The organism is Halomonas sp. H33-56, from assembly GCF_040147035.1.
Taxonomy (GTDB): Bacteria; Pseudomonadota; Gammaproteobacteria; order Pseudomonadales; family Halomonadaceae; genus Halomonas; species Halomonas litopenaei.
In genome coordinates, this window is record NZ_JAMSHP010000001.1 from 1263236 (window position 1) to 1286677 (window position 23442).

The following is a 23442-nucleotide window of genomic DNA, read 5'->3' on the forward strand; positions in this document are numbered from 1 at the left end:
CACTCAGCTCTCTCATCAGGTTGGACCCACCTAGACGATATCCAGCGGCACCTTACGCTGTGGCGCCGGATACAGGGCGTCGAGTCGCGCAAGTGTTGCCTCGTCCAGGGTTACCTCCAGCGCCCTGGCGTTGTCGTCGACGTGCTCGGGGGAGGCGGCCTTGGGAATCGCGATGACCTCGTGCTGGCCCTCGACCGGTCGGATGGCCCAGGCCAGCAGCAGTTGCGCCGGGGTCAGGCCGAGGTCCGCGGCGAGCTCACCAAGTTGCGGGTCGGCCAGGGGATCTGCGCCGACGGCGCCGGCCTGGGCCAGCGGACAGTAAGCCATCAGCGGCATCCGTTGCCGGCGTTGCCATGGCCTCAGGGCAATCTCGATTCCCCGCGACGCCAGATGGTAGAGGACCTGGTTGACCGCGCAGTCGCCGCCACCGGGCAGGCGAGCCAGCGTCTGCATATCGTCCACGTCGAAGTTCGACACACCGAAGCGACGAATCTTGCCGGCAGCGACCAGGCGATCGAAGGCCTCCAGCGTTTCGTCCAGTGGGATGCTCCCCGGCCAGTGCAGCAGGTACAGATCCAGGTAATCGGTGCCCAGGCGCTCAAGACTCGCTTCGCAGGCGGCGATGGCGCTGTCGCGACCGGCGTTCCAGGGGTAGACCTTGGAGACCACAAACGCCTGGTCGCGGCGACCCTGGATGGCCTCGCCGACCAGGCGTTCGGCGGCACCGTCGCCGTACATTTCGGCGCTGTCGATCAGCCGCAGACCTCGCTCCAGCCCACGTTGCAGGGCGGCGATTTCCTGTCGCCGGGGCGCACGCCCTTCACCCATGTACCAGGTGCCCTGGCCCAGGGCAGGCAGGGCCTCGGCGGTGCTTCCGGTTTCCAGCAGAACCTTGGCAGTCGTCATGTCGCACACCTTTGCGGAATAGTTTTCCAGAGATGCGATCGACTATCGCAGCCATGACCGTCGGCGCGCAAGACGAGGCTGGACAGACCTCGGTACAAGATGCATGGTGAAGTCATCAGTTGTCCCGCCAGGGATGATTGGCCCCGCAGGTACCGCCCATCGATGGGAGGTGGCGGGGCGAGCGCCTCAGGAAGAGGCGCCACCGTAGTGTGTTTACCAGCCCGTGTATCTCAACTGGAAGGAGTCGTCATGAGTATCACCAACACCGCATCCGCGCAGTGGAAGGGCAGTCTCAAGCAGGGCAAGGGCGTTGTGTCCACCAACAGCGACGCGCTCAGCGATGTTCCCTATGACTTCAAGCAGCGCTTCGAAGGCCAGGCCGGGACCAATCCGGAAGAGCTGATCGGTGCGGCCCACGCCAGCTGCTATTCCATGGCACTGTCGATGATTCTGGGCGAGTCCGACCTTGAAGCCGACAGCATCGACACCAGCGCCGAGGTGACCCTCGATGAGGTCGACGGTGGCTTCGCCGTGACCAAGGTGCATCTGACCACTCGCGCCAGCATCCCCGGCGCCGACGAGTCGGTGTTCCAGGAGGCCGCCGAGAAGGCCAAGGCCGGCTGCCCGATCTCCAAGCTGTTGAACGCCGAGATCAGCCTGGACGCCAAGCTGGCCTGATCCGGCCGGGTCGCGTCAGCGACGTCGTTGCCACGATGTTGTTGCCACATGGAAAAGCCCGCCGATTGGCGGGCTTTTTCGCGCAGCTGCATTGACCCTCGAAGGCTCGTGCTCAGGAGGCGCTTTGCGTGGGACGTTCGGCGCGGGGTTCCGGTGGCACCTGGCGCTCGGCGTGGGGCTTTCTCGCCGCGTCGACCAGAGCGCGGATGAGTCGTTGCTGGGGGCGATTGAAGATCAGGAATTCCGGGTGCCACTGAACCCCCAGCAGGAAGTCGTGCTCACGGGACTCGATCCCCTGAACCAGGCCGTCCCGGTCACGTGCCACGATATCGACACCGCGACCGGTGTGTTCCACCGCCTGGTGATGAAGGCTGTTGATGCGACACCAGCTGACCCGCAGCAGCTGATGTAGTCGGCTACCCTCGACGATGTCAACGGTCTTGCGTGGCAGCACGGTGCGCCGGCGCTTGAGCCCTTCGTGGGTGGTGTAGATGTCGCTGTCCAGGGTGCCACCCAGGTGGACGTTGATCAGTTGCGAGCCGCGGCAGATACCGAGTACCGGTGTATTGCGCGGGATCTCGCGGGCCAGCAGCTCGAGTTCCAGTTCGTCACGTTCTGGATCGACGCGCACGTCGAGCTGCATCTCGCCGCCGTACAGATGCGCCTGGATGTCATCACCTCCGCCGACGATCAGGCCATCGAGCCGGTCCGGTCGTGGCCGCGACGGCGATAGCCTGAGCGGTTTGCCTCCATGGCGCCACACCGCGAACCAGTCGAAGCACCAGGCCAGCAGGCTCTTGTGGTCGGAGGTGGAAATACCGATCACCGGGCGTTCAGCCATCCTTGGAGTCTCCCTTGAGCTTGTGCTTTATCTTTTGCCACAGCGAGCTGTCGAGGTGACGGGCTCGATACTCCGCCATACGCTCATGCAAGGTCTCGGGCGCGCAGGCCAGGCGTTCTACCTCGAGCCAGCGGTTCCATTCGGTCACCGCGCCCCAGTCGGCTTCGGAAAGCTGAGCGTTGGGCAGACGGTAGTGAAAGGTGGGTCGCGGCTGGACAAGTTCCTTGCGAAACAGCTCGTGGGGATGGTCGGGCCTCAGGTGGGCGAACAACGGCAGCATGTCCAGATCGCGGTTGCGAGTGTCGTTGTCGGCCAGATAGTCATCGATCAACTGGTCGATATCGGGAGCATAGTCCTCGTCGAACAGCTTGAGGCAGTAGCGTTTGTGGAAGGGATTGGCGTGGGGCAGCACCTCCCGGGTGATATCGACCCGGATCTGTTCGCGCAGCCAGTCGGCGGACAGCAGGTAGGCGCGCAGATAGCGCAGGATGTCCTCGGCCTCGAGACTCGGGAGCTCCGGATTCAGATGCAGACCGAAACCGTACATCAGGCTGGCCTCGGTGCCCTTGGCGCCGTGCTCGCGCAGTCCGTCGAACAGCGCGTCGAGCTTGTCGAGCTCATCCCAGGGGACCGGGGGGCAGACGATCTCCGTCGGCACCAGTCCGGTGACCATGTCGCCAAGCAGCTCGCGAGAGCGACGGTCGAGGTCGCGGCGCATGCGATCCCAGTCGTCGCCGGGTGTCTTGGCCGCGTCCTCGGGTGATTCGGGGTGGACGTACTGAGAGTCCAGTTCGATCTTGAAGTCGCCCCACTGGGTGTCGCTGACCTTCATCCGGTGGGCGCTCTGGACCTCGATACGACCGTCGAACAGGGACTGGACCATCTCTGCGGTGGCCATGGGGTCCAGGCCGGCGAACTCGATTTCCACTCCCACCTTGCGGATGTCTCCGTCGGCGGTGGTGGGCTCGGGTGGCGCTTGAGCTTTCATGGCGGCATCCTGATAAGGCATTAGTGGGACGTTACTTCGCAGACTACCATAGGCGGTCACTTTTCATCGGCGGCGGCGCCGAGTCCTCACCGGCAGGGAGCACGAATGTTGCTGCATAGAAGTAAAATAGTTCACATATTTCAATGGTTTGTGCTTCTCTTTCTCATTGGGGCATGTATTTTGCCCGTTCAGGCGTCGGCCCAGGGCCTGGCGCTGGAGGCCCTGGCCGGGGGCGGTGAACAGGCCCCACAGGAAGCCTCCTCCGAAGAGCTGCAGCGATCCCTGGATACCCTGATCCAGACGCTGGAAAGCGACCAGAGCCGTCAGGAGTTGCTCGATAGCCTCAGGTCACTGCGCGACGCGGGCCAGGCCGCAGCGGAAACCGGCACCAGTTCCCAGGGACTGCTGGGGGCGCTTGCCGATACCTTCACCGAGCTTGGCGAGCAGGCCGAAGGGGCCGGTTCGCCCATGGCCCAGTGGCGCGCCAAGCTGGCGGAGGGCTGGCGCGATATCAATGGCCTGATCGCCGACACCAGCCATAGCGAGCTGGCCCAGTTCGCCGTGGAGTTCAGCATCCTGCTGACGATCTGGGGTGGCATGGTGATCATCCTGGTGGCGCTGGGGCGTTTGATCGGGTCCCGCCGGGGCTGGCCGATGGACCTGCCGAGAGAGCCCAAGGCGTGGCTGCTGGCGGCTCACTTTCTGCGCCGCATGCTGCCCTGGGCGCTGGCCTTTCTGGCGGTGCTGGGGGTGTCACAGCTGGTGCCCGGCAGCGCCGGGCGCACCGTCGTATCGGTGATCGCCTACGCCGCACTGTGCGGGCGCATCCTGTCGGTGGTGGTCGAGATCGTCATCTCGGTGTTCACCCGCGGGCATCGCTATACCGCGGTCAAGCTGCTGCAGCAGCGGGCTCTGCGTCCGCTGTTCGTCATCGGCGCACTGATCGCCCTCGGCGACGCCTTCAAGACCGAACGTCTGGTGGACCTGCTGGGGGTCGACCTGTCCTCGCTAGCCTCGGTGCTGGCCAATATCCTGGCCGCGGTGCTGACCTTCCGCTTCATCGTTCGCTTCAAGCGGCCGATCAAGCATCTGATTCGCAACCGCACCTACACCATCCGCAGCGATTGCTCGAGTCCCACCGAGGTCACTCGGGTGATCGGTCGGCTGTGGCATATTCCCGCGTTGCTGCTGGTGGGGGCCTCGCTGGTGGCGATCTTCGTCACCGGAGGCGATGTCGGTACCGCACTGGCCCGTTCGATCATCAACGCCGCCCTGCTGGTGCTGACGCTGGTGGTCACCGCGCTGCTGCGCCGCCAGAACGAGCGTCATGACCACAGCCGGGGTCGCCACCGCCACCACAGCGAGTATCGCCGCCGGCTCGAACGTTTCGCCTATACCCTGGGGCATGTGCTTGCCTGGCTGGTGTTCGCCGAGCTGTCGCTGCAGGTGTGGGGCGGCTCGCTGGTGGGCATCGGCCGCGAAGGGGTGGCCAGCGTGCGCATCGGCCAGGCGATCCTGGCGATCGCCTTTACCGTATTGCTGGCCTGGCTGGTGTGGATCTTCGCCGATACCGCCATCCAGCGGGCGCTGACCTCCTCGGCGCGCTCGCGCGGGCGTCGGGTCAACCAGGCGCGGGCCCAGACCATCACCCCGATGATTCGCAACGTGATCTTCGCAGCCATCGTGATCATCGCCTCCATCGTCGGCCTGGCCAATCTGGGGGTCAACGTGACGCCGCTGCTGGCCGGTGCCGGGGTGATCGGTCTGGCCATCGGCTTCGGCGCCCAGACCCTGGTGCAGGACCTGATCACCGGCATCTTCATCCTGATCGAGGACTCCCTGGCGGTGGACGACTTCGTTCAGATCAATGGCCACATGGGCACGGTGGAAGGGTTGACGCTCAGGACCGTACGCCTGCGTGACCTGGACGGCATCGTGCATATCCTGACCTTCTCGCGTATCGACTCCATTCATAACATGTCGCGGCAGTTCGGCGTGGCGCTGATGAAGATCCGCATTCCCTTCGACATGAAGATCGACGACGCCACCACCCTGATGCAGGAGACCGCCCGGGATCTGCGCCAGGATCCGATCATGCGCCACCACATCTGGTCACCGCTGGAAATGCAGGGTATCGATCGTTTCGAGGATGGCTGCGCGATCCTGCGGATGCGCTTTCGCACCTCGCCGGAAATGCAGTGGGACGTGGCCCGTGCCTTCAACATGCTGCTCAAGCAGCGCATGGAGGAGATGGGCGTCGAACTGGGCGCGCCGCGCCTCAGCGTCAGCATGGAAGGCCGTGGCGGCGGGCGTCTCGATGGTACCACCAGCGAGGGCGAGGCCGACCACCAGGGGCGCGATGCCAGCGGGCGCGCCCGAGGCCAGGCCGGGGTGGCAGACCCCCATCATCAAACCAGTGCTACCGGCGCCTCGCCCGATCCGGGGACCTGACGGCGTTGTGCTGTACCCCGCATACATTGCACTGAGGTGAGAAAAGTCGGGAAAGGCTGTCAGGAACTCGTGAGTGTCGACACCAAGTTAGCAAGTCGGGCGGCGGCAAGGTCTGGTACCAAGGCTCAGCGCCAAGGTTGAACCTCCGGAACGCGCCGTCGCCTGCACCAACTGTTTCGGGTGTCGTCGACTCTTGAAGGGAGTGACGTCACCGACCACATCGTCAACGAGCGGTATCACCCACGAGGGAGTCGTCACCATGACCGTTGCCAAGGATCTCGCGCTTTACCATTTCGCCCACTGCCCGTTCTGCGCCTTTGTGCGCCGTGAACTCGACAAGCTCGGCGTCGAGGTGGATATCCGCGACGCGGGCGCCAACCCGGCGCACCGCAAGGCACTGAAGGAAGGCGGCGGCAAGATTCAGGTGCCGTGCCTGCTGATCACCAATGAAGACGGCAGCGAGACCTGGATGTACGAATCCATGGACATCGTCGCCTACCTGAAGAAGCGCTTCAGCAAGGGAAAGGTGGCCTGAAGCAAAGCGTCTGACGTCGTGGGGCTCATGAACCCAAAGCGGCCTGAAGCAAGCGCGGCCACCACTTGGGACAAACGAGCCTTCGAATCGCGTGGCGTCACCGCCAGTCTCGCCACGCGAAAGACACTACAGCACGTCTGATGGAACCGATCTCAGGCAAGTCCAGCAAGCCTTGTGGCCACCAGTGGTGGCCTTTTTTGCGTCCGGCTGGCTGCGGCAGCTGCAGTCAATCGACTCCGTTTTCCAATCTCACATCGTCGGGGGGCGAGTCATCGGCGGGTGACACCAGGTGGATGATATTGCAGGGGCTGGTGATCCAGAACGAGTTGAATTCTTTCGGCAGCTGCTCGATCTCGTCGCAGCGCTGACAGCCACGCTGTTCGAGGTAGCTCGAGGCGGCCTGGATGTCGCTGGCCAAGATCTGAAGCCAGATCTCCGCCTGGCTCAAGTGCGGCTCGCGATCCAGCCACAGTATCTTGTCGCCGAAGGCAAAGCGCGGCGTCTCCCGGACACCGGGTGGCGTCAATTCCTCGAACTTCAGGATCTCGCGGTAGAAGGCAACGGTCGCCTCGTACTCGTGGGCCGGAATCTTCATGGCGATATTTTCGCCGGGAGAGAAGTCTGTGGTCATGGACCGTTACCTTGTTGTTTGAATTGAGGCGGGTACTTGGACGCAGGAGTTTGCGCCGTGATGGCCGCCACCCCGATGACCTGCACAGGGTGATGCAGCGCGGGTGACCCTCGTCCTGCCTCGCGGCCAAAGCGAACGTCACGTCTCGAGCGATTGTGGTGAGCCGGGCGGGGTCGCGCTGAACAGTATTGAGCATAGGCCGAATTGGCTCGGGCCGGTGCTGCCCGCTGGCGGTGACGCGTTCCGCTGTGTGGTGGCGAGTCGGCGAAAGTGCCCCCTTGCCGAGTTTGGGTCATATTGATGTTGGTAAAACTTCGATCTGATGTATGCTGAAGCGTACAGGTGGGAATGTTGCTGGCGCCGTGCCAGCGAGTGAGCGCCGGGAGAACGCGATGGAGCTTCTCGAAAAGGACCGTGCAGCGGGTGGCGGGGTGATGGCGCAGATCGACCTGCCCCGCGAGGTGTACACCGATTCAGCCGCTTTTATCAGAACCGTCAGGCAAGGGCTGCCGGGAAGCGTGCTCAAACAGGCGATCGATGCACTGTCGGCCGACCGCGATCTCTTTGTACGACTGCTGGAGACGGACTCCGGCAATCTGCATCGCTTCTACAAGCGCAAGGCGCTGGGGCGTGCGCAAAGCGAAGAAGTGCTCGACACGCTGAAGTTGTTTGTCGAGGTAGGTGAGGTGTTCGCTGACGAAGCGGTCGGTCATCAATGGCTGCACGCCGAGGTACCCGCACTCGCCGGCTCGCGCCCGATCGAACTCCTGGATACCTTTGCTGGCCGTGAACTGGTACGACAGGTGCTGCGCAAGATCAGTCACGGCGACTTCAGTTGATGAGGCTGTACCGTATCGCCCCTGAGCGTTTTCTGGCCAACCTGTCCGGGCGCGGTGCCAGCTATCACGATGGGGCGCGCTGGAATGACCCCGGCCATCCGGTGCTGTATTTCGGTACCAGTGCCTCCGTCGCCATGCTGGAAATGGGTAACTATATTCCAGACCCGCGCTTGGTCCCGAAGGATTTTCGCCTGGGCATCTATGACGTACAAAGCAGCGCCGTCGAGAAGGTCGGAGTCGATGAATTGCCTGATGGCTGGGACCTGTTTCCCCCTCCTGAACACACGCGGCGACTCGGTACAGCGTTCCTGTCGGCGGCCCGCAACTTGATACTGCTGGTGCCAAGTACCGCTGCTGCGGGCATTGATCAGGTGGCGATGGTGAATCCGCTGCACCCGGACATAGATAAAGTCTCGCTCATCGACATCCGGGCACGGATCTACAATCCGAGATTGTTTCAGGGCATCCAGTAGGGCTCCGGTTGCCGAGTCAGTTCGTTTGGCGCTCCGGCAGGTCTGCCAGGCAAATCGAGCCGATTCGGCAACGTCAGAGCGGACAACTCCGAGGTAGTGAATTCGCTCGCCTAGCTGGCGAAGGCGGAGTCCTTGCCCAGGTTTTCCGGCCCGAAGGAGTCCGGCAGCAGCTCGTCCATGGTGTAGCGCTTGAGCAGTTGGCCGTCCGCGTCCACCACCCGGATCAGGGTGTCGGGGGAGGAGAACTCGCGCAGGCGCTGACGGCAGTCACCGCAGGGGGTGCACAGATGCTCGCCGGGACCGATGACGTAGACCTCCTTCAGCCGGGTCTCGCCGCTGGTGACCATGGCGGCGATGGCCGAGGCCTCGGCGCACAGCCCCTTGTAGTGGGCGACCTCGACGTTGGCGCCGACGTAGCGGGTTCCCGAGTCACTGATCAGCAGGGCGCCTACAGGATGGCTGGAGTAGGGCACGTAGGCGCGGCCGCGTACCTCGATCAGCGCCTTGACGATATCGGCGTCGACGGTCTCTGGCGTCCTTGGATCGCTCATCGGGTAGTCTCCTGGCGGCTGGTTTGCTGGCGGTCGTCCTCGAGCACGGCCTCGAGGGCGATGGTCATCATCTCGTCGAAGCTGGTGGCGCGCTCGTCGCTGGAGAGGCTGTCGCCGTTGACGATATGGTCCGATACCGTGCAGATGGTCAGGGCGCGGGCGCCGAATTCGGCGGCGACGCCGTAGAGCCCGGCGGCCTCCATCTCGACGCCGACGATGTCGAACTTGCGCAGGCAGTCGATTAGCGCCGGGTCCGGGTGATAGAACAGGTCGGCAGAGAAGATGTTGCCGACCTTGACCGGGGTGCCCTGAGCGCCGGCAGCGTCCACGGCGGCGCGGGTCAGGTCGAAATCGGCGATGGCGGCGAAGTCGAGGCCGCGAAAGCGCGAGCGGTTGACGCCCGAGTCGGTGCTGCCGCCGAGGCCGATGATCAGGTCACGTACCTTGACGTCGTCGCGCACGGCGCCGCAGGAACCCACGCGGATCAGCCGTCTGGCGCCGAATTCGGTGATCAGTTCCTTGGCGTAGATCGATACCGAGGGGATGCCCATGCCGTGGCCCATGACAGAGATCTCGCGTCCCTTGTAGCGGCCGGTGTAGCCGTACATGTTGCGCACCTCGTTGACCAGGCGCGCATCCTCGAGAAAGGTCTCGGCGATGTATCTGGCGCGCAGGGGATCGCCGGGCATCAGCACGGTGTCGGCGAAATCACCACGTTCGGCCTTGATGTGGGGGGTAGCCATCTAAGCTCCTCGTCTATCCAATGCTCGTTTGCGCTCGATAAAGCTCTCACCGTCGGCCATGGGGGCAAGACCGAAATAGCTCGCCAGGCTCTGGCCGATGTCGGCGAAGCTCTGCCGACGCCCCAGCGATCCCGCCGGAAGCCCGGCGCCGCTGGCCAGTACCGGGATGAACTCGCGGGTGTGGTTGCTGCCTTGCCAGGTGGGGTCGCAGCCGTGGTCGGCGGTGATCACCAGCAGATCGTCGTCGGTCAGCCGTTCGAGCAGCGCCGGCAACTGTCGGTCGAAGGCTTCCAGCGCCGCCGCATAGCCGGAGACGTCGCGGCGATGGCCGTAGACCATGTCGAAGTCGACGAAGTTGGTCATGATCAGGCGCTGGGTGTCGCTCGCCACCGGTTCATCCATGGCCGCCAGGGTCGCCGCCATCAAAGCGTCATGGCCCGACGCCTTGATCAGACGACTGATGCCGCAGTGGGCGTAGATGTCGGCGATCTTGCCGATGGCCACGACCTCGCCGCCGGCGTCGTGAAGCTTCGACAGCACCGTGGGCGAGGGCGGCTCGACGCTGTAGTCGCGACGATTGCCGGTGCGCTGGAAGCTCGCGGCGTCGTCACCGACGAAGGGGCGCGCGATCACCCGACCGATATTGTAGGGCTCGAGCAGCCGCCGGGCGGTCTCGCACAATGACAGCAGGCGCTCAAGGCCGAAGCTGTCCTCATGGGCGGCGATCTGGAAGACGCTGTCGGCGGAGGTGTAGACGATGGGCTTGCCGCTGGCGCAGTGTTCTTCACCCAGACGGGCGATGATCTCGGTGCCTGAGGCGTGGCAGTTGCCCAGCACACCGGGTAGCGCCGCCTCCTCGATCAATGCCTTGAGCAGTAGCGGCGGAAAGCTCTGCTCCCTGTCCTCGAAGTACCCCCAGTCGAAGCGCACCGGGACCCCGGCGATTTCCCAGTGCCCGGACGGGGTGTCCTTGCCCGAGGACACCTCCATGGCGTGGGCGTAGGCGCCGTCGACCTCGCCCAGCTGGATGCCTGCGGCGCTGGCGCCGGTGGCCTCGCGGTGGGCGTGATAGAGCCCCAGGCGGGCCAGGTTGGGAAGTTGCAGCGGGCCGCGGCGGCCACGGTCGTCGGCCTGCCCGCGGGCACAGGCCTCGGCGATATGGCCCAGGGTATCGGCGCCGGCGTCGCCGAAGCGCTCGGCGTCGGGGGCAGCACCGATGCCGAAGGAATCCATCACCAGCACGATCGCGCGGCTCATGGTGTCTCTCCCGTTATCGAAGGATCGCACAAGGTCTCGTGCACCAGTGGCGGGGGCGTGCCCTCGTCGCCGAAGGTGAAGGCCTCGCGTACCCGTGCCGCGAGTCTGTCAGCGTCCGCCTGGCTGGCGGCGTGAATGCGCGCCAGCGGGGTGTGACGGTCGACCGTCTGGCCGATGGCGGCGATGGCGTCCAGTCCGACACGATGGTCGATGGCGTCGCCGGCACGGCGGCGCCCGCCGCCCAGCTCGACCACCGCCATGCCCAGCGCCTTGACGTCCTGGCGTGCCACCCGTCCCGGATGCTCGGCCAGGACGTCCTGGATCACCGGGGCCGGGGCGGGCAGGGCGCCTGCGTTTTCCAGCAGGTCGGTCGGTCCGCCAAGACCTGCCACCATGCGCTCGAAGCGCTCGGCCACGTCGCCGCTGGCCAGGCGTGCCTCGAGCTGGCGTTCGGCGTCCTCTTTGGACGTCGCCAGTCGGCCGGCCAGCAGCGCTTCCACCGCCAGGCGGCGGGTCAGCGTCAACAGCCGCGAATCGCGCTGCTCACCGCGCATGATCGCCAGGCACTCGCGTACCTCGATGGCGTTGCCGGCGCTTTCGGCCAGGGTCTGGTTCATGTCGCTGAGCACCGCCGTGGTCGGGGTGCCGGCACGTCGGGCGACGTCGGCGATGGTGGCTGCCAGGGTTCGGGTCTCGTCGTCGTTCGCCATGAAGGCGCCGTTGCCGATCTTGACGTCCATGACCAGGGCATCGAGGTTTTCGGCGAGCTTCTTGCCGAGGATCGAGGCAACGATCAGCGGCAACGAGGCAACGGTGGCGGTGACGTCGCGCACCGCGTAGAGGCGCTTGTCCGCCGGCGCCAGATCGCCGCTCTGTCCGACGATGGCCACACCGACGTCCTTGAGCAGGCGCTCGAAGGTGGTGCGCCGAGGAGTGACGTCATAGCCGGCGATGGCCTCGAGCTTGTCCAGGGTGCCGCCGGTGTGGCCCAGACCACGACCGGAGATCATCGGCACGTGGGCTCCGCAGGCGGCGAGCCAGGGGCCGAGGATCAGCGATACCGGGTCGCCCACGCCGCCGGTGGAATGCTTGTCGAGGATAGGCCCCGGCAGATCAAGCTGTCGGTAGTCCAGCACGCTGCCGGAGTCCCGGGTCGCCTCGGTCAGCGCCACCGTCTCATCCAGCGTCATGCCGTTGAGATAGGTGGCCATGGCGAAGGCGCCGATCTGCTCCTGACCGGCGCTGTCATCGGCGATGGCCATCACGAATTGGCGGATGGCCTCGCTGGACAGCGCCTGGCCGTCACGCTTGGCGGCAAGAATATCCTGCAACAGCATCAGTAGCCTCCGGACTGGCCCCCGCCGTCGACACCGACACCGGCGGTCATCAGCAGGTTGTCGAGCAGGCCCGAGGCGCCGAAACGGAAGGTCTCGGGACGGGCCCAGTTGGCACCCATGATCTCGGCGGCAAGCTCCAGATAGACGGCGGCGTCCTCGACGCTGCGAACGCCCCCGGCGGCCTTGAAGCCGACCGGGCGGTCCGCGTCGCGGATGACTTCCAGCATCACTCGGGCGGCCTCGGGCGTCGCGTTGACGGCGACCTTGCCGGTGGAGGTCTTGAGGAAGTCGGCACCACCGGCGATGGCCTGCTCGCTGGCCCGGCGGATCAACTCGGCGTCCTTCAACTCGCCGGTTTCCAGGATCACCTTGAGGGTGCGGCCGCTGGCGGCGGCCTTGCACATCTCGACCAGTTCCTGGCCGATCTGATCATCGCCATTCATGAAGGCGCGGTAGGGGAAGACCACGTCCACTTCGTCGGCACCGGAAGCCACCGCTTCGCGGGTAGCGCGGGCGGCTGCCATGACATCGTCTTCGCCGTGGGGGAAGTTGGTCACGGTGGCGATCTTGACCTGGCCGCTGAGGTTGTGGGCGGTGAGGGCGCGCCGCGCAGGCACCACGAACTGCGGATAGATGCACACCGCAGCAGTGTGGCCCAGCGGCGTCTTGGCCCGCTGGCACAGGGCCTCGACGACATGGTCGGTATCGTCATCGTTGAGGCTGGTCAGATCCATCAAGGACAGTGCCTGGCGAGCGATCACGGAGGGGTTGGTCGACTGGGGAGACATGGGAGGCTCCTGAAGTGGGACAGGCCGCCGCCTCGGGCGGCCGAAGATGTGAGGGCGGGCGCTGGATCCGCGACGTGGGATCAGGCGCCCAGGGTCATGAAGAAGCCGGCGATGCAGGCCGACATCAGGTTGGACAGGGTGCCGGCCAGTACCGCCTTGAGGCCATAGCGGGCGATGTCGTGACGACGGCTCGGGGCAATGCTGCCGAGCCCGCCGAGCAGGATGGCGATGGAGGACAGGTTGGCGAAGCCGCATAGCGCGAAGGACAGCACCGCGGCGGTGTGGTCGCTCATCACCTCGCCGGTGGCGGCCACGAGCTGCTCGCCGTCGATATAGGGGGCCAGGTTGATGAAGGCGACGAACTCGTTGACTACCAGCTTCTGGCCGATGAAGGACCCGGCCAGGGTCGCCTCTTCCCAGGGAATGCCGAGCAGGAAGGCCAGCGGCGAGAACACCCAGCCCAGGATCAGCTCGAGGCTGAGATCCTCGAATCCGACCCAACCACCGACGCCACCGAGGATACCGTTGAGCAGGGCGATCAAGCCGATGAAGGCCAGCAGCATGGCGCCCACGTTGGCCGCCAGTTTGAGGCCGGACGAGGCGCCACCGGCGGCAGCGTCAAGCACGTTGGCCGGCTTGTCCTCGTCCTCGATGACCTCGGAGACACGGTCGGCCTTGTCCGCCTCGGGATCGATCTCCGGCATGATCAGCTTGGCGAACAGCAGGCCGCCGGGGGCCGCCATGAAGGAGGCGGCCACCAGGTATTCCATGGGGATGCCGAGTGCGGCGTAGCCGGCAAGCACCGAGCCCGCCACCGAGGCAAGGCCACCGCACATCACCGCAAATAGCTGGGAGGCGGTCATGCGGGCGATAAAGGGCCGCACGACCAGCGGCGCCTCGGTCTGGCCGACGAAGATATTGGCGGTGGCGGACAGCGACTCGGTACGCGAGGTGCCGAGCAGCTTCTGCAGCGCGCCGCCGAGCAGGCGCACGACCCATTGCATGATGCCCAGGTAGTAGAGCACCGCCGTCAGCGACGAGAAGAAGATGATGACCGGCAGCACCTTGACCGCGAACACGAAGCCGACGCTGTCGGCGTTGGCCAGGCCGCCGAACAGGAAATCGATGCCGTCGTTGGCGTAGAGCACCACCTGGCTGACGGCGTCCGATACGGTTTTCAGGACCTTCTGGCCAAAGGGCACGTAAAGGACGAAGGCCCCGAGACCAGCCTGGATCAGGAAGGCGCCCCCCACGGTTCTCAGGCGAATGGCACGGCGGTTGTAGGAGAACGCGACGGCGATGGCGATCAGGGTGGCCATGCCGACCAGGCTCATCAGGAGTGTCATAGGTTCCTTCGCCTCATCAAAATATGAACGTTGAAGAATAGATCATCGCACTTCGGGCCTGGTCTGGCGTCCCGCATCGCGTTGATAGCGGGCAATTGCCTCGAACGGGGCGGAAATCTCTTATGCCGAATGGGGTATCAGAACAGGAATTATAGAGGTGATGGGGCATGGCGGCGGCTCGTGTCGAGTGATTGTTGTCGAGCGGAATTGGCCGGCACGGGCTGGGCCCATCCGTCAATGAGTGTATAGTAACACTTGATGTGAGAAAAATAACATTTGTGCAGTGGCGTTTTCTTACCTGCCCGGGCACTGGCTGAACCCGGTAGTTCAGGGCATGCTTATTGAAAAACGACGGCAGCAAGCCATGACCGTCGAGGCGCGGGGGAGAATCCATGAATCAGCGCAGTATTCAGCGACAGGAGCGCCTTTTGCAGGCGCTCGCCGGAGGCGGCAGCCTGAGGCTGGCGGACGCCGCCATCCTCTGCGGTGTGTCAGAGATGACCCTGAGGCGCGACGTGTCCACCAAGGACAGCCCTCTGATGCTGATGGGCGGGCATCTGGTTCGCCGCGACGACCCCCACTTCACGCCAGTCTACGACCTGGAAACTCAACAGGATCGCGGCGCCGATATCAAGGCGCGTCTGTGTCGCCGCGCCAGTGGCTACGTGGAAGACGGCGATACCCTGTTTATCGATTGCGGCACCACCCTGGTGCCGATGATCGCAGAACTGGCCAGCCGACGAGACCTGACGGTGGTGACCTACGCCCTTAACGTGGCCAATGCGGTCAGCCATTTCGATGGCATCCGACTGATCCTGCTGGGCGGCGTCTATCAGGGCGTCTCCCAGTCCTTCGACGGCGATGACATCGCCCGCCAGGTCCGGGGACTCGGCATCAATCGCGCCTTTCTCTCCGCCGCCGGGGTGCATGCCGCACGGGGCCTGAGCTGCTTTCACTTTCATGAAGTGGCGCCCAAGCAGGCCGCCATCGAAACCGCCGCCCAGCGGATCCTGGTATTCGACGACAGCAAGTGGGGCGTGCTGCGTCCCGCCTTCTTTGGCGCCCTGATCGACGCCGATGTCATCATCACCCACGGCGAGGGTGCCGCAGGCCTGTCACGTACGCCGGAAGTGGCGTCTCGGCTGGTTCATCCCTGATTCCCCGGTTTCGGTTTCTTGCCCAGCGTGGATCCTTGGCTTGTGGATTCTTGTCTTGTGACTTCTTGTCTTGCGGATCATTGGCCTTTCAGTCTCTGACGGCCTTTCTCGATAGTGGTCCCCTGGGCGCACGGTTGCGCCTCTCGTTGTGGTCTGTCCCTTCTGCTCGAGCCTTCCCTTGGCCCCCTTGCTGATCTGGCCCTCGTCGCCGATTCGCTCTTTTATGACCAGGCCCTTGGTGAGCCGGCCCTTCCTTATCGATCCTCCCTTATCTGTCCCTTCCTTGTCTGACACTTCACGGTTTGGCCCTCTCGGCATCGTCATCGCTTTCGTCCTGGCGTTGGGGCGATGGCGTCGGGGGAAATAACGTCAGGCGATAACGTCAGACGATAGCGTGGCGACGGATATCGTTCTTTTCCATCAGATCGCCTTTCCCATGGGGGTGGGGTCCGGCCTCGCTGACACGGTTCCTGGTGGTGCTTCCTGGGTGTGGTGTTGGGTCGCAGGGCAGGTTCTGCTGGCCCAGGCAATTGGCCATTTGTGCACTGTTGCGACGTCTTGGTGCGACAGATCAAGGAAAGGTGCGACACCCCTGCGGCAAATCGTCGCTTCTCAAGTCTGGTCGCTCTGTCGACAATACGCCCCGGTCGCATTCCATCTACTTCTTTTGTTCAGGTGTCGACGTCTTGTCGTGGTACCGAGGCAGGGTAGGGGATGCGAAATTTTGCGGGTCTAGTCCGTGGTTCGGCACATTTCATGCAACTTTTGCCAAAGGTGCATGCAATGTTCCACCTCAGCGGCCCCTGCACATCGCGCGAGCCTGAGCTCGTAATCTCTGGTATTCCGCCTCCAAGCCCTGACGAGGTTGCTACATGAGAAGAAAGTCGTACCTGCGCGTGCTCAGCGTTGTGCTGATGCTGGCGCTGCCCCTGTTGCTGGCGGGCTGCGAATCGGCGCTGCTCGACCCCAAGGGGGAGATCGGCCGTGAGCAGCGTACCTTGATCCTCACCGCCTTCGGTCTGATGCAGATCGTGGTGGTGCCGGTCATCGTGCTCACCCTGTGGTTTGCCTGGCGCTATCGCCGTGGCAACACCGATGCCACCTATTCACCCGACTGGGCCCATTCGACCAAGATCGAGGCCATCGTCTGGTTCATTCCCTGCGTCATCATCGTCTTCCTGGCGCTGTTGACCTGGTACACCTCCCACAGTCTCGACCCGCACCGCAGTCTCGAGGCCAAGGAAGGACAGAACGAGCCCATGGAAATCCAGGCCGTATCGCTGGACTGGAAGTGGCTGTTCATCTACCCGGAGCAGGGCATCGCCACGGTCAACGAACTGGCCTTCCCCGAGGACACTCCGGTGCGCTTCCGGGTGAGCTCCGGTTCGGTGATGAACTCTTTCTTCATTCCGCGCCTGGGTAGCCAGATCTACGCCATGGCCGGCATGGATAACGACGTTCACCTGATCGCCGAAGAGCAGGGCGTCTATCCGGGCCGCTCCACCAACTACAGCGGTGCAGGCTTCTCCGAGATGACCTTCGACGCCCACGTGGGTTCCGTCGAGGACTTCGAAGAGTGGGTGGAGAAGGTGCGTTCCTCGTCCGATACGCTGACCTTCCCCGAGGAGTACTACGATCTCGCCACGCCAAGCGAGGACAACGAGGTCCAGTACTTCTCCGAGATCACCCCGGCGCTCTATGAGCGCATCATCAAGAGCTTCCTGGCCGGCGGCAAGCATGCCGAGTTCGTCGAGACCTACGGCGGCGTGGTCAACGGGCACGGCGCAGGCGGCCATGGCGACGAGAGCGAGTCTCACGGCGAGTCCATGAGCGCAGAGGCAGCGGAGTAAATCATGTTTGGAAAACTGACGTTAGACTCGATTCCGATCCAGGAGCCCATCATCATGGTGGTGGCGATCGGTATCGCCCTGGGCGGGATCGCCGTGGTCGGCGGCCTGACCTACTTCAAGAAGTGGGGCTATCTGTGGCGCGAGTGGATCACCTCCGTCGACCACAAGAAGCTCGGTATCATGTACTTCCTGGTCGCGCTGGTGATGCTGATCCGTGGCTTCGCCGACGCCATCATGATGCGTACCCAGCAGGCCATGGCCTCGGCCGGAGCCGAGGGCTATCTACCGCCTGACCACTATGATCAGATCTTCACCGCCCACGGTGTGATCATGATCTTCTTTGTCGCCATGCCCATGGTCATCGGTCTGATGAACCTGGTGGTGCCGCTGCAGATCGGCGCGCGCGACGTGGCTTTCCCCTTCCTTAACAACTTGAGCTTCTGGCTGTTCGTTGCCGGTGTCATCCTGGTCAACGTCTCGCTGGTGGTCGGTGAGTTCGCCGCGACCGGCTGGCTGGCCTACGCGCCACTATCGGGGATAGAGTACAGTCCCGGCGTCGGGGTGGATTACTGGATATGGGCGTTGCAGATATCTGGCATCGGTACGACCCTGACCGGTATCAACTTCTTCGTCACCATCCTGAAGATGCGCACCAAGGGCATGACCCTGTTCCGTATGCCCATCTTCACCTGGACGTCGCTGTGCGCCAACGTGCTGATCATCGCGTCCTTCCCGATTCTGACCGCGACCATCGCGATGCTGACGCTGGATCGTTACCTGGGGACTCACTTCTTCACCAACGATTTTGGCGGCAACATGATGATGTACGTCAACCTCATCTGGGCCTGGGGCCATCCTGAGGTGTACATCCTTATCCTGCCGGCATTCGGGGTGTTCTCCGAGGTCATCGCGACCTTCGCTCGCAAGCGGCTGTTCGGCTACGGCACCATGGTGTGGGCGACCATCGCCATCACCTTCCTGTCGTTCATCGTCTGGCTGCACCACTTCTTCACCATGGGGGCCGGGGCCAACGTCAATGCCTTCTTCGGCATCATGACGATGATCATCGCCATCCCCACCGGGGTGAAGGTATTCAACTGGCTGTTCACCATGTACCGCGGTCGTCTGGAGTTCACCTCTCCGGTGCTGTGGACCATCGGCTTCATCATCACCTTTACCCTGGGTGGCATGACCGGTGTGATGCTGGCGGTACCGGCGGCCAACTTCGTGCTGCACAACAGCCTGTTCGTCATCGCCCACTTCCACAACGTCATCATCGGCGGCGTGGTGTTCGGCATGCTGGCGGGTCTGACCTACTGGTTCCCGAAGGCCTTCGGCTTCACCCTCGACGAGAAGTGGGGCAAGCGCTCCTTCTGGTTCTGGCTGACCGGCTTCTACGTGGCCTTCATGCCGCTGTACGTTCTCAGCTTCTTCGGTGCCGTGCGTCGCATGCAGTCCTATGACAACGGCGCCTGGCAGCCGTGGATGATCATCGCCTGGATCGGCGCCGTGCTGATTCTGTGTGGTATCGCCTGCACCGTGATCCAGTTCTACGTCAGTATCCGTGATCGCAAGAAGAACCAGGACGTCACCGGCGATCCCTGGGATGCGCGTACCCTGGAGTGGGCGACCTCGTCTCCCGCACCGTTCTACAACTTCGCGCATCTGCCCGAGATCAAGGACATCGACGACTTCTGGAACCAGAAGCAGGCCAACGGCGGCAAGGCCGGCGTGTCCAAGGGACCGTACAAGGACATTCACATGCCCAAGTACACCTGGGAAGGTCCGGTGATCGGTCTGATCTCCGCGGTCTTCGGCTTCGCCCTGGTGTGGCATATCTGGTGGCTTGCCATCGTGACCGCACTGGGCATGTTTGCCACCTTCATCGCGCGTATCTTCAACGATGACGTCGACTACTACGTGCCGGCCGCGGAAGTCGAGCGTATCGAGCGCGAACACCAGAACCGTGTGGAGATGCAGGCATAACCATGGCAACCGACACCCTCAACCAGCAAGGTCATGCCCACGGGCATGACCATGATCACGACCACGACCATCATGATGCCGCGGGCACCAAGGTCTTCGGTTTCTGGGTCTATCTGATGAGCGACCTGGTGATCTTCGGGTCACTGTTCGCCACCTACGCCGTGCTCCTTCGGGGCACGGCCGATGGTCCGACCCCGGGCGAGATCTTCCAGCTCCCGTTCATCCTGGTCGGGACCTTCCTGCTGCTGTTCTCGAGTTTCACCTACGGCATGGCGGTGCTCGCCATGAACGCCAATCAGGCATCCAAGGTGATGAAGTGGCTCGGGATCACCTTCCTGCTGGGCGCGGCCTTCGTGGCGCTGGAACTCTATGAGTTCCGTCACCTGATCCATGAGGGCTTTGGTCCGGATCGTTCAGGCTTCCTGTCGGCCTTCTTCCTGCTGGTCGGTACCCACGGTCTGCACGTGACCGCCGGTCTGATCTGGATCCTGGTGATGATGATCCAGGTGAAGCAGCGTGGTCTCGACGATATGGTGCGTCCGCGCATCATGTGTCTGAGCCTGTTCTGGCACTTCCTGGACATCGTCTGGATCTGCGTCTTCTCCTTCGTCTACCTGATGGGAGCCCTGTGATATGAGCGGACACGCCAACGACCATCACAGCCATGGCAGCGTCAAGTCCTATGTGATCGGCCTGATCCTGTCCATCGTGCTGACCGTCATTCCCTTCGGGGCGGTGATGACCGGCGCCTTCGACACCTTCGCGACGTTGATCGTGATCGTCGGTACCGCGGTGGCTCAGGTGCTGGTGCAGCTCGTGCTGTTCATGCACATGAACACCAAGGCCGATGAAGGCTGGAACTTCATGTCCTTCGTCTTCACCGTGGCGATCCTGGTTCTGGTCATCGGAGGTTCCCTATGGATCATGTACCACCTGCATCGCAACATGATGATCGGCTGACGCCGACTCGCATGATGTTCAGGGACACTCTCAGGGACTACCTCACCATCACCAAGCCGGGCATCATCGGCGGCAACGTGATCTCTGTTCTGGGCGGCTACTTCCTGGCCGCCCAGGGCCAGTTCGATGCCGTGGTGTTCCTGTCGGCGCTGTTGGGTCTGGCCCTGGTAATCGCCTCGGGCTGCGCCTACAACAACGTCATCGACAAGGACATCGATGCCCTGATGGAGCGCACCCGCAACCGCCCGCTGGTGCAGGGGCGGGTCAGCGAAGCGGCGACACTTCGGTTTGCCACCCTGCTGGGCATCGCCGGCTTCGGTCTGCTGGCGCTGGGGACCAATGCGTTGACGGTGGGTCTGGCGGCCTTCGGCTTCGTCATCTATGTGGGGGCCTACAGCCTCTACATGAAGCGCAATTCCGAGTTCGGCACTCTGGTCGGCAGCCTCTCCGGGGCGGTGCCGCCGGTGGTGGGCTATTGCGCGGTGACCGGCAGCTTCGATACCGGGGCCTTGACCCTGCTGGTGATCTTCAGCCTGTGGCAGATGCCGCACTCCTACGCGATCGCGATCTTTCGCATGGAAGATTACCGCGCCGCCAACATTCCGGTGCTGCCGGTGGTTCGCGGTATCGGTACGGCCAAGCACCATATCCTGGGCTATATCCTGGCCTTTATCGGTGCGACGCTGTCGCTGAGTCTGGCCGGCTACGCTGGACCCGGTTACTTCATCGTTGCCCTGGTGCTGGGCGTCTACTGGCTGTATATCGCGGCCAAGGGCTACCGTACCGACGACAACGTGCGTTGGGCGCGACAGGTATTCGGCATCTCGATCCTCACCATCACGGCGCTGAGCCTGATGATGTCACTGGACGCGACGCTGATGCCAAGCACGCCGATGTGGACCTCGATGTCCTGATCGGGTGGCGCTGAAACCGAAACCCCGCATCTTCACCGATGCGGGGTTTTTTTGTGTTTATCAGTCGTATGGGTGAAGCGTGACTGGAGATCAAGTGTTGTACAGGACTTGTATAGTATGTACGGTAACGTTGGTAGCGAAGCGAAAAATCGCTTCTATACTGCAAGTTAAGGACAACGGAGTCGCGGGCGCCGAGTGCCGGTCTCGGGACTTACTTCAGCGGTAGCAGGAGGGAGTCAGTATGCTGACACACGTCTGGGGATTGATGGCCCACCCGAATCGCGAATGGAAGCAGATCAAGCAGGAAAGGGAGACGATAACGCACCTGTACGCGCATCACGTGTTGTTGCTGGCCGCCATACCGGTGATCTGCTCGTACATCGGTACCACCCAGGTCGGCTGGAGTCTCGGCGGCGGCACGACCATCAAGCTCAGTTATCTAGACGCCCTGGGGGCGGGGATCGCCTTCTATCTGGTGATCCTGGCGGCGGTCTACATCGTCGGCAAGACCATCCGTTACTCGGCTAAACGCTTTCCCAAGACACCCAGCCAGAGCCAGTGCATCATCTTTGCCGGCTATGTGGCGACCCCGATGTTCCTGAGCGGCATCGTGGCGATCTACCCGATCATCTGGCTGTGCCTGCTGGCCGGCGTTATCGGCCTCTGTTACACCGCCTACCTGCTGTATCTGGGCATTCCCTCCTTTCTCGATATCAGCGAAAAGGAAGGCTTCGTCGTCTCCAGCACCACCCTTGCGGTGGGGGTACTGGTGCTCGAAGGCCTGCTCGGCATGACCGTCCTGCTGTGGGGCTACGGAGAGCGCATCATTCTGTCGCTGCTGGGGTGACTAGAGGGTGACTGGAGGGTGACAAGAGGTCGACTAAAGGTCGATTAAAGGTCGGCTAAAGAGTGACAAGTCGACGGGGATGACCCGAGAGCACTGAAACTCGAGGCGTGCAGGACCTGGCCGTTCAGTCCGACAACACGGGTAAGACAAGAGGGGCGACGCTGATGCGTCGCCCCTTTTTCTATCTGGGCCTTTCTGTGCGGCCCGATCTGGTGGGTGTCAGCCCGTTTACCCCTTGATACTGTCCAGCGCCTTGCGCAGGTGGTCGATGCTGCGCTCGGGCTGATGCAGCTTGTCCAGGCCGAACAGGCCAATGCGGAAGGTCTGGAAATCGTCGCCTTCATCGCACATCAGTGGGACCCCGGCGGCGACCTGGACGCCGGCTGCGGCGAACTTGCCGACCAGCCCCGGGTCGTTGTGGTAGCAGACCACCACACCGGGCGCCTCGTAACCCTCGGCGGCGACGCTCTTGAAGCCGTACTCGGCCAGCAGGCTGCGCACTCCCTGGCCCAGGGCCCACTGTTCCTGTTTCACCTTGTCGAAGCCGTAGGCGTCGGTCTCGCGCATGATCTCGCGTAGCTCGCGCAGGCTGTCGGTGGGCATGGTCGCGTGGTAAGCGTGGCCGCCATTCTCGTAGGCCTCCATGATCTCGAGCCACTTCTTGAGATCGGCGGCGAAGCTGGTGCTGGTGGTTTCCTTGATGATCTCTCGCGCCTGGGCCGAGAGCATCACCATGGCGCAGCAGGGTGAGCCGCTCCAGCCCTTCTGGGGGGCGCTGATCAGCAGGTCGACGCCAGTGTCCTGCATGTCCACCCAGACGGTGCCCGAGGCGATGCAGTCCAGCACCATCAGGCCGCCGTGGGCGTGCACCGCATCGGATACGCGACGGATGTAGTCGTCCGGCAGGATCATGCCGGACGAGGTTTCTACGTGGGGGGCGAAGACGATGTCCGGCTGCAGTCGCTCGATGGCCTGCTCGACTTCCTCGATGGGGGGCGGGGCGAACGCTGAGGTCGGATCGCTGTCCTGCTGACGTCGGGCCTTCTCCACGCACAGTTCGGCCGGGATCTTGCCCATCTCGAGGATCTGGTGCCAGCGGTAGCTGAACCAGCCATTGCGGATGACCAGGGCGCTGCGGTTCTGGGCGAACTGGCGGGCTACCGCCTCCATGCCGAAGGTGCCGCTCCCGGGCACGATGACCGCGCTGTGGGCGTTGTACACCTGCTTCAAGGTGGTGGAGATGTCGCGCATTACGCCTTGAAAGCTCTGCGACATATGGTTCAGGGCGCGGTCGGTATAGACCACGGAGTATTCCAGCAGGCCATCGGGATCGACGTCCGGGAGCAAGCCAGGCATGAGGCGCA

General features: G+C 63.4%; 23 protein-coding genes. 12 read left to right on the forward strand and 11 right to left on the reverse strand.

The window, feature by feature from the left end:
- Window positions 1-30: 30 nt before the first annotated feature.
- A complete protein-coding gene (locus NFH98_RS05635) occupies window positions 31-906 on the reverse strand; it encodes an aldo/keto reductase (RefSeq protein ID WP_108449693.1) in 876 nt (291 codons plus the stop codon).
- Between the two features lie 249 nt (window positions 907-1155).
- Here NFH98_RS05635 and NFH98_RS05640 point away from each other — a divergent pair, with 249 nt between their 5' ends.
- Complete coding sequence (locus NFH98_RS05640) at window positions 1156-1584, forward strand: OsmC family protein (protein WP_045991908.1); 429 nt, start codon at window positions 1156-1158, stop codon at window positions 1582-1584.
- A 112-nt stretch (window positions 1585-1696) separates the two neighbouring features.
- Here the strand turns inward: NFH98_RS05640 and NFH98_RS05645 are convergent, their stop codons facing one another.
- Both NFH98_RS05645 and NFH98_RS05650 read right to left on the reverse strand, forming a co-directional pair.
- Window positions 1697-2425: a gamma-glutamyl-gamma-aminobutyrate hydrolase family protein gene (locus NFH98_RS05645; RefSeq protein ID WP_045991909.1), complete on the reverse strand. Its 729-nt coding sequence runs from the start codon at window positions 2423-2425 to the stop codon at window positions 1697-1699.
- The gene (locus NFH98_RS05650; protein WP_108131539.1) at window positions 2418-3413 is read right to left on the reverse strand and encodes an amidoligase family protein; all 996 of its coding nucleotides are present in this window, start codon (window positions 3411-3413) and stop codon (window positions 2418-2420) included. The genes NFH98_RS05645 and NFH98_RS05650 overlap by 8 nt, the downstream gene beginning before the upstream one ends.
- 105 nt (window positions 3414-3518) lie before the next feature.
- On the opposite strand from NFH98_RS05650, the gene NFH98_RS05655 reads away from it, so the two are divergent.
- Together NFH98_RS05655 and NFH98_RS05660 are read left to right on the forward strand one after the other, a co-directional pair.
- Window positions 3519-5864: a mechanosensitive ion channel domain-containing protein gene (locus NFH98_RS05655; protein WP_213230335.1), complete on the forward strand. Its 2346-nt coding sequence runs from the start codon at window positions 3519-3521 to the stop codon at window positions 5862-5864.
- A 259-nt stretch (window positions 5865-6123) separates the two neighbouring features.
- Window positions 6124-6399, forward strand: a complete 276-nt coding sequence (locus tag NFH98_RS05660) for a glutaredoxin family protein (RefSeq protein WP_052704282.1) — start codon at window positions 6124-6126, stop codon at window positions 6397-6399.
- A 226-nt stretch (window positions 6400-6625) separates the two neighbouring features.
- Here the strand turns inward: NFH98_RS05660 and NFH98_RS05665 are convergent, their stop codons facing one another.
- Window positions 6626-7030 carry a VOC family protein gene (locus NFH98_RS05665; RefSeq protein WP_222569201.1) on the reverse strand — a complete coding sequence of 135 codons (405 nt, stop codon included), beginning with the start codon at window positions 7028-7030 and terminating at the stop codon, window positions 6626-6628.
- A gap of 392 nt (window positions 7031-7422) precedes the next feature.
- On the opposite strand from NFH98_RS05665, the gene NFH98_RS05670 reads away from it, so the two are divergent.
- Together NFH98_RS05670 and NFH98_RS05675 are read left to right on the forward strand one after the other, a co-directional pair.
- Complete coding sequence (locus tag NFH98_RS05670; protein ID WP_045991913.1) at window positions 7423-7869, forward strand: Xre family toxin-antitoxin system antitoxin; 447 nt, start codon at window positions 7423-7425, stop codon at window positions 7867-7869.
- Complete coding sequence (locus NFH98_RS05675; RefSeq protein WP_222569200.1) at window positions 7869-8342, forward strand: RES family NAD+ phosphorylase; 474 nt, start codon at window positions 7869-7871, stop codon at window positions 8340-8342. The genes NFH98_RS05670 and NFH98_RS05675 overlap by 1 nt, the downstream gene beginning before the upstream one ends.
- Before the next feature lie 110 nt (window positions 8343-8452).
- Here NFH98_RS05675 and cdd read toward each other — a convergent pair whose 3' ends face one another.
- The 6 genes from cdd to NFH98_RS05705 form a co-directional block, all read right to left on the reverse strand.
- The gene (cdd, locus tag NFH98_RS05680) at window positions 8453-8893 is read right to left on the reverse strand and encodes a cytidine deaminase (protein WP_222569199.1); all 441 of its coding nucleotides are present in this window, start codon (window positions 8891-8893) and stop codon (window positions 8453-8455) included.
- Window positions 8890-9636, reverse strand: coding sequence for a purine-nucleoside phosphorylase (gene deoD / locus NFH98_RS05685; RefSeq protein ID WP_045991916.1), 747 nt, complete (start codon window positions 9634-9636; stop codon window positions 8890-8892). The genes cdd and deoD overlap by 4 nt, the downstream gene beginning before the upstream one ends.
- Window positions 9637-10893 carry a phosphopentomutase gene (locus tag NFH98_RS05690; protein WP_222569198.1) on the reverse strand — a complete coding sequence of 419 codons (1257 nt, stop codon included), beginning with the start codon at window positions 10891-10893 and terminating at the stop codon, window positions 9637-9639. It lies immediately after the preceding gene.
- Entirely contained in the window at window positions 10890-12230 is a 1341-nt protein-coding gene (deoA, locus tag NFH98_RS05695; protein ID WP_108449686.1) for a thymidine phosphorylase, read from the reverse strand. Before deoA ends, NFH98_RS05690 begins: the two co-directional genes overlap by 4 nt.
- Complete coding sequence (gene deoC / locus NFH98_RS05700) at window positions 12230-13018, reverse strand: deoxyribose-phosphate aldolase (RefSeq protein WP_108131547.1); 789 nt, start codon at window positions 13016-13018, stop codon at window positions 12230-12232. Before deoC ends, deoA begins: the two co-directional genes overlap by 1 nt.
- Window positions 13019-13098: 80 nt before the next feature.
- Window positions 13099-14364: a NupC/NupG family nucleoside CNT transporter gene (locus NFH98_RS05705; RefSeq protein WP_349622320.1), complete on the reverse strand. Its 1266-nt coding sequence runs from the start codon at window positions 14362-14364 to the stop codon at window positions 13099-13101.
- Between the two features lie 392 nt (window positions 14365-14756).
- Between NFH98_RS05705 and NFH98_RS05710 the strand changes: the two genes are divergently transcribed.
- The 7 genes from NFH98_RS05710 (at window position 14757) to NFH98_RS05740 (ending at window position 22078) form a co-directional block, all read left to right on the forward strand.
- Window positions 14757-15521 (forward strand): DeoR/GlpR family DNA-binding transcription regulator, encoded by a 765-nt coding sequence (locus NFH98_RS05710; protein ID WP_045991921.1) that lies wholly within the window; start codon window positions 14757-14759, stop codon window positions 15519-15521.
- An 872-nt stretch (window positions 15522-16393) separates the two neighbouring features.
- Window positions 16394-17371 (forward strand): ubiquinol oxidase subunit II, encoded by a 978-nt coding sequence (gene cyoA, locus NFH98_RS05715; RefSeq protein ID WP_045991922.1) that lies wholly within the window; start codon window positions 16394-16396, stop codon window positions 17369-17371.
- Window positions 17372-17374: 3 nt separating this feature from the next.
- Entirely contained in the window at window positions 17375-19357 is a 1983-nt protein-coding gene (cyoB, locus tag NFH98_RS05720) for a cytochrome o ubiquinol oxidase subunit I (protein WP_045991923.1), read from the forward strand.
- A 2-nt stretch (window positions 19358-19359) separates the two neighbouring features.
- Window positions 19360-19989 carry a cytochrome o ubiquinol oxidase subunit III gene (locus NFH98_RS05725; protein WP_045991924.1) on the forward strand — a complete coding sequence of 210 codons (630 nt, stop codon included), beginning with the start codon at window positions 19360-19362 and terminating at the stop codon, window positions 19987-19989.
- A gap of 1 nt (window position 19990) precedes the next feature.
- Complete coding sequence (cyoD, locus tag NFH98_RS05730; protein ID WP_045991965.1) at window positions 19991-20317, forward strand: cytochrome o ubiquinol oxidase subunit IV; 327 nt, start codon at window positions 19991-19993, stop codon at window positions 20315-20317.
- 14 nt (window positions 20318-20331) lie between these two features.
- Window positions 20332-21231 (forward strand): heme o synthase, encoded by a 900-nt coding sequence (cyoE, locus tag NFH98_RS05735; RefSeq protein ID WP_231498497.1) that lies wholly within the window; start codon window positions 20332-20334, stop codon window positions 21229-21231.
- A gap of 241 nt (window positions 21232-21472) precedes the next feature.
- A complete protein-coding gene (locus tag NFH98_RS05740) occupies window positions 21473-22078 on the forward strand; it encodes a Yip1 family protein (RefSeq protein WP_083970270.1) in 606 nt (201 codons plus the stop codon).
- A 228-nt stretch (window positions 22079-22306) separates the two neighbouring features.
- Here the strand turns inward: NFH98_RS05740 and NFH98_RS05745 are convergent, their stop codons facing one another.
- On the reverse strand, window positions 22307-23434 hold the full coding sequence (locus NFH98_RS05745) for an aminotransferase class V-fold PLP-dependent enzyme (protein ID WP_045991926.1): 1128 nt from the start codon (window positions 23432-23434) through the stop codon (window positions 22307-22309).
- Window positions 23435-23442: the final 8 nt, after the last annotated feature.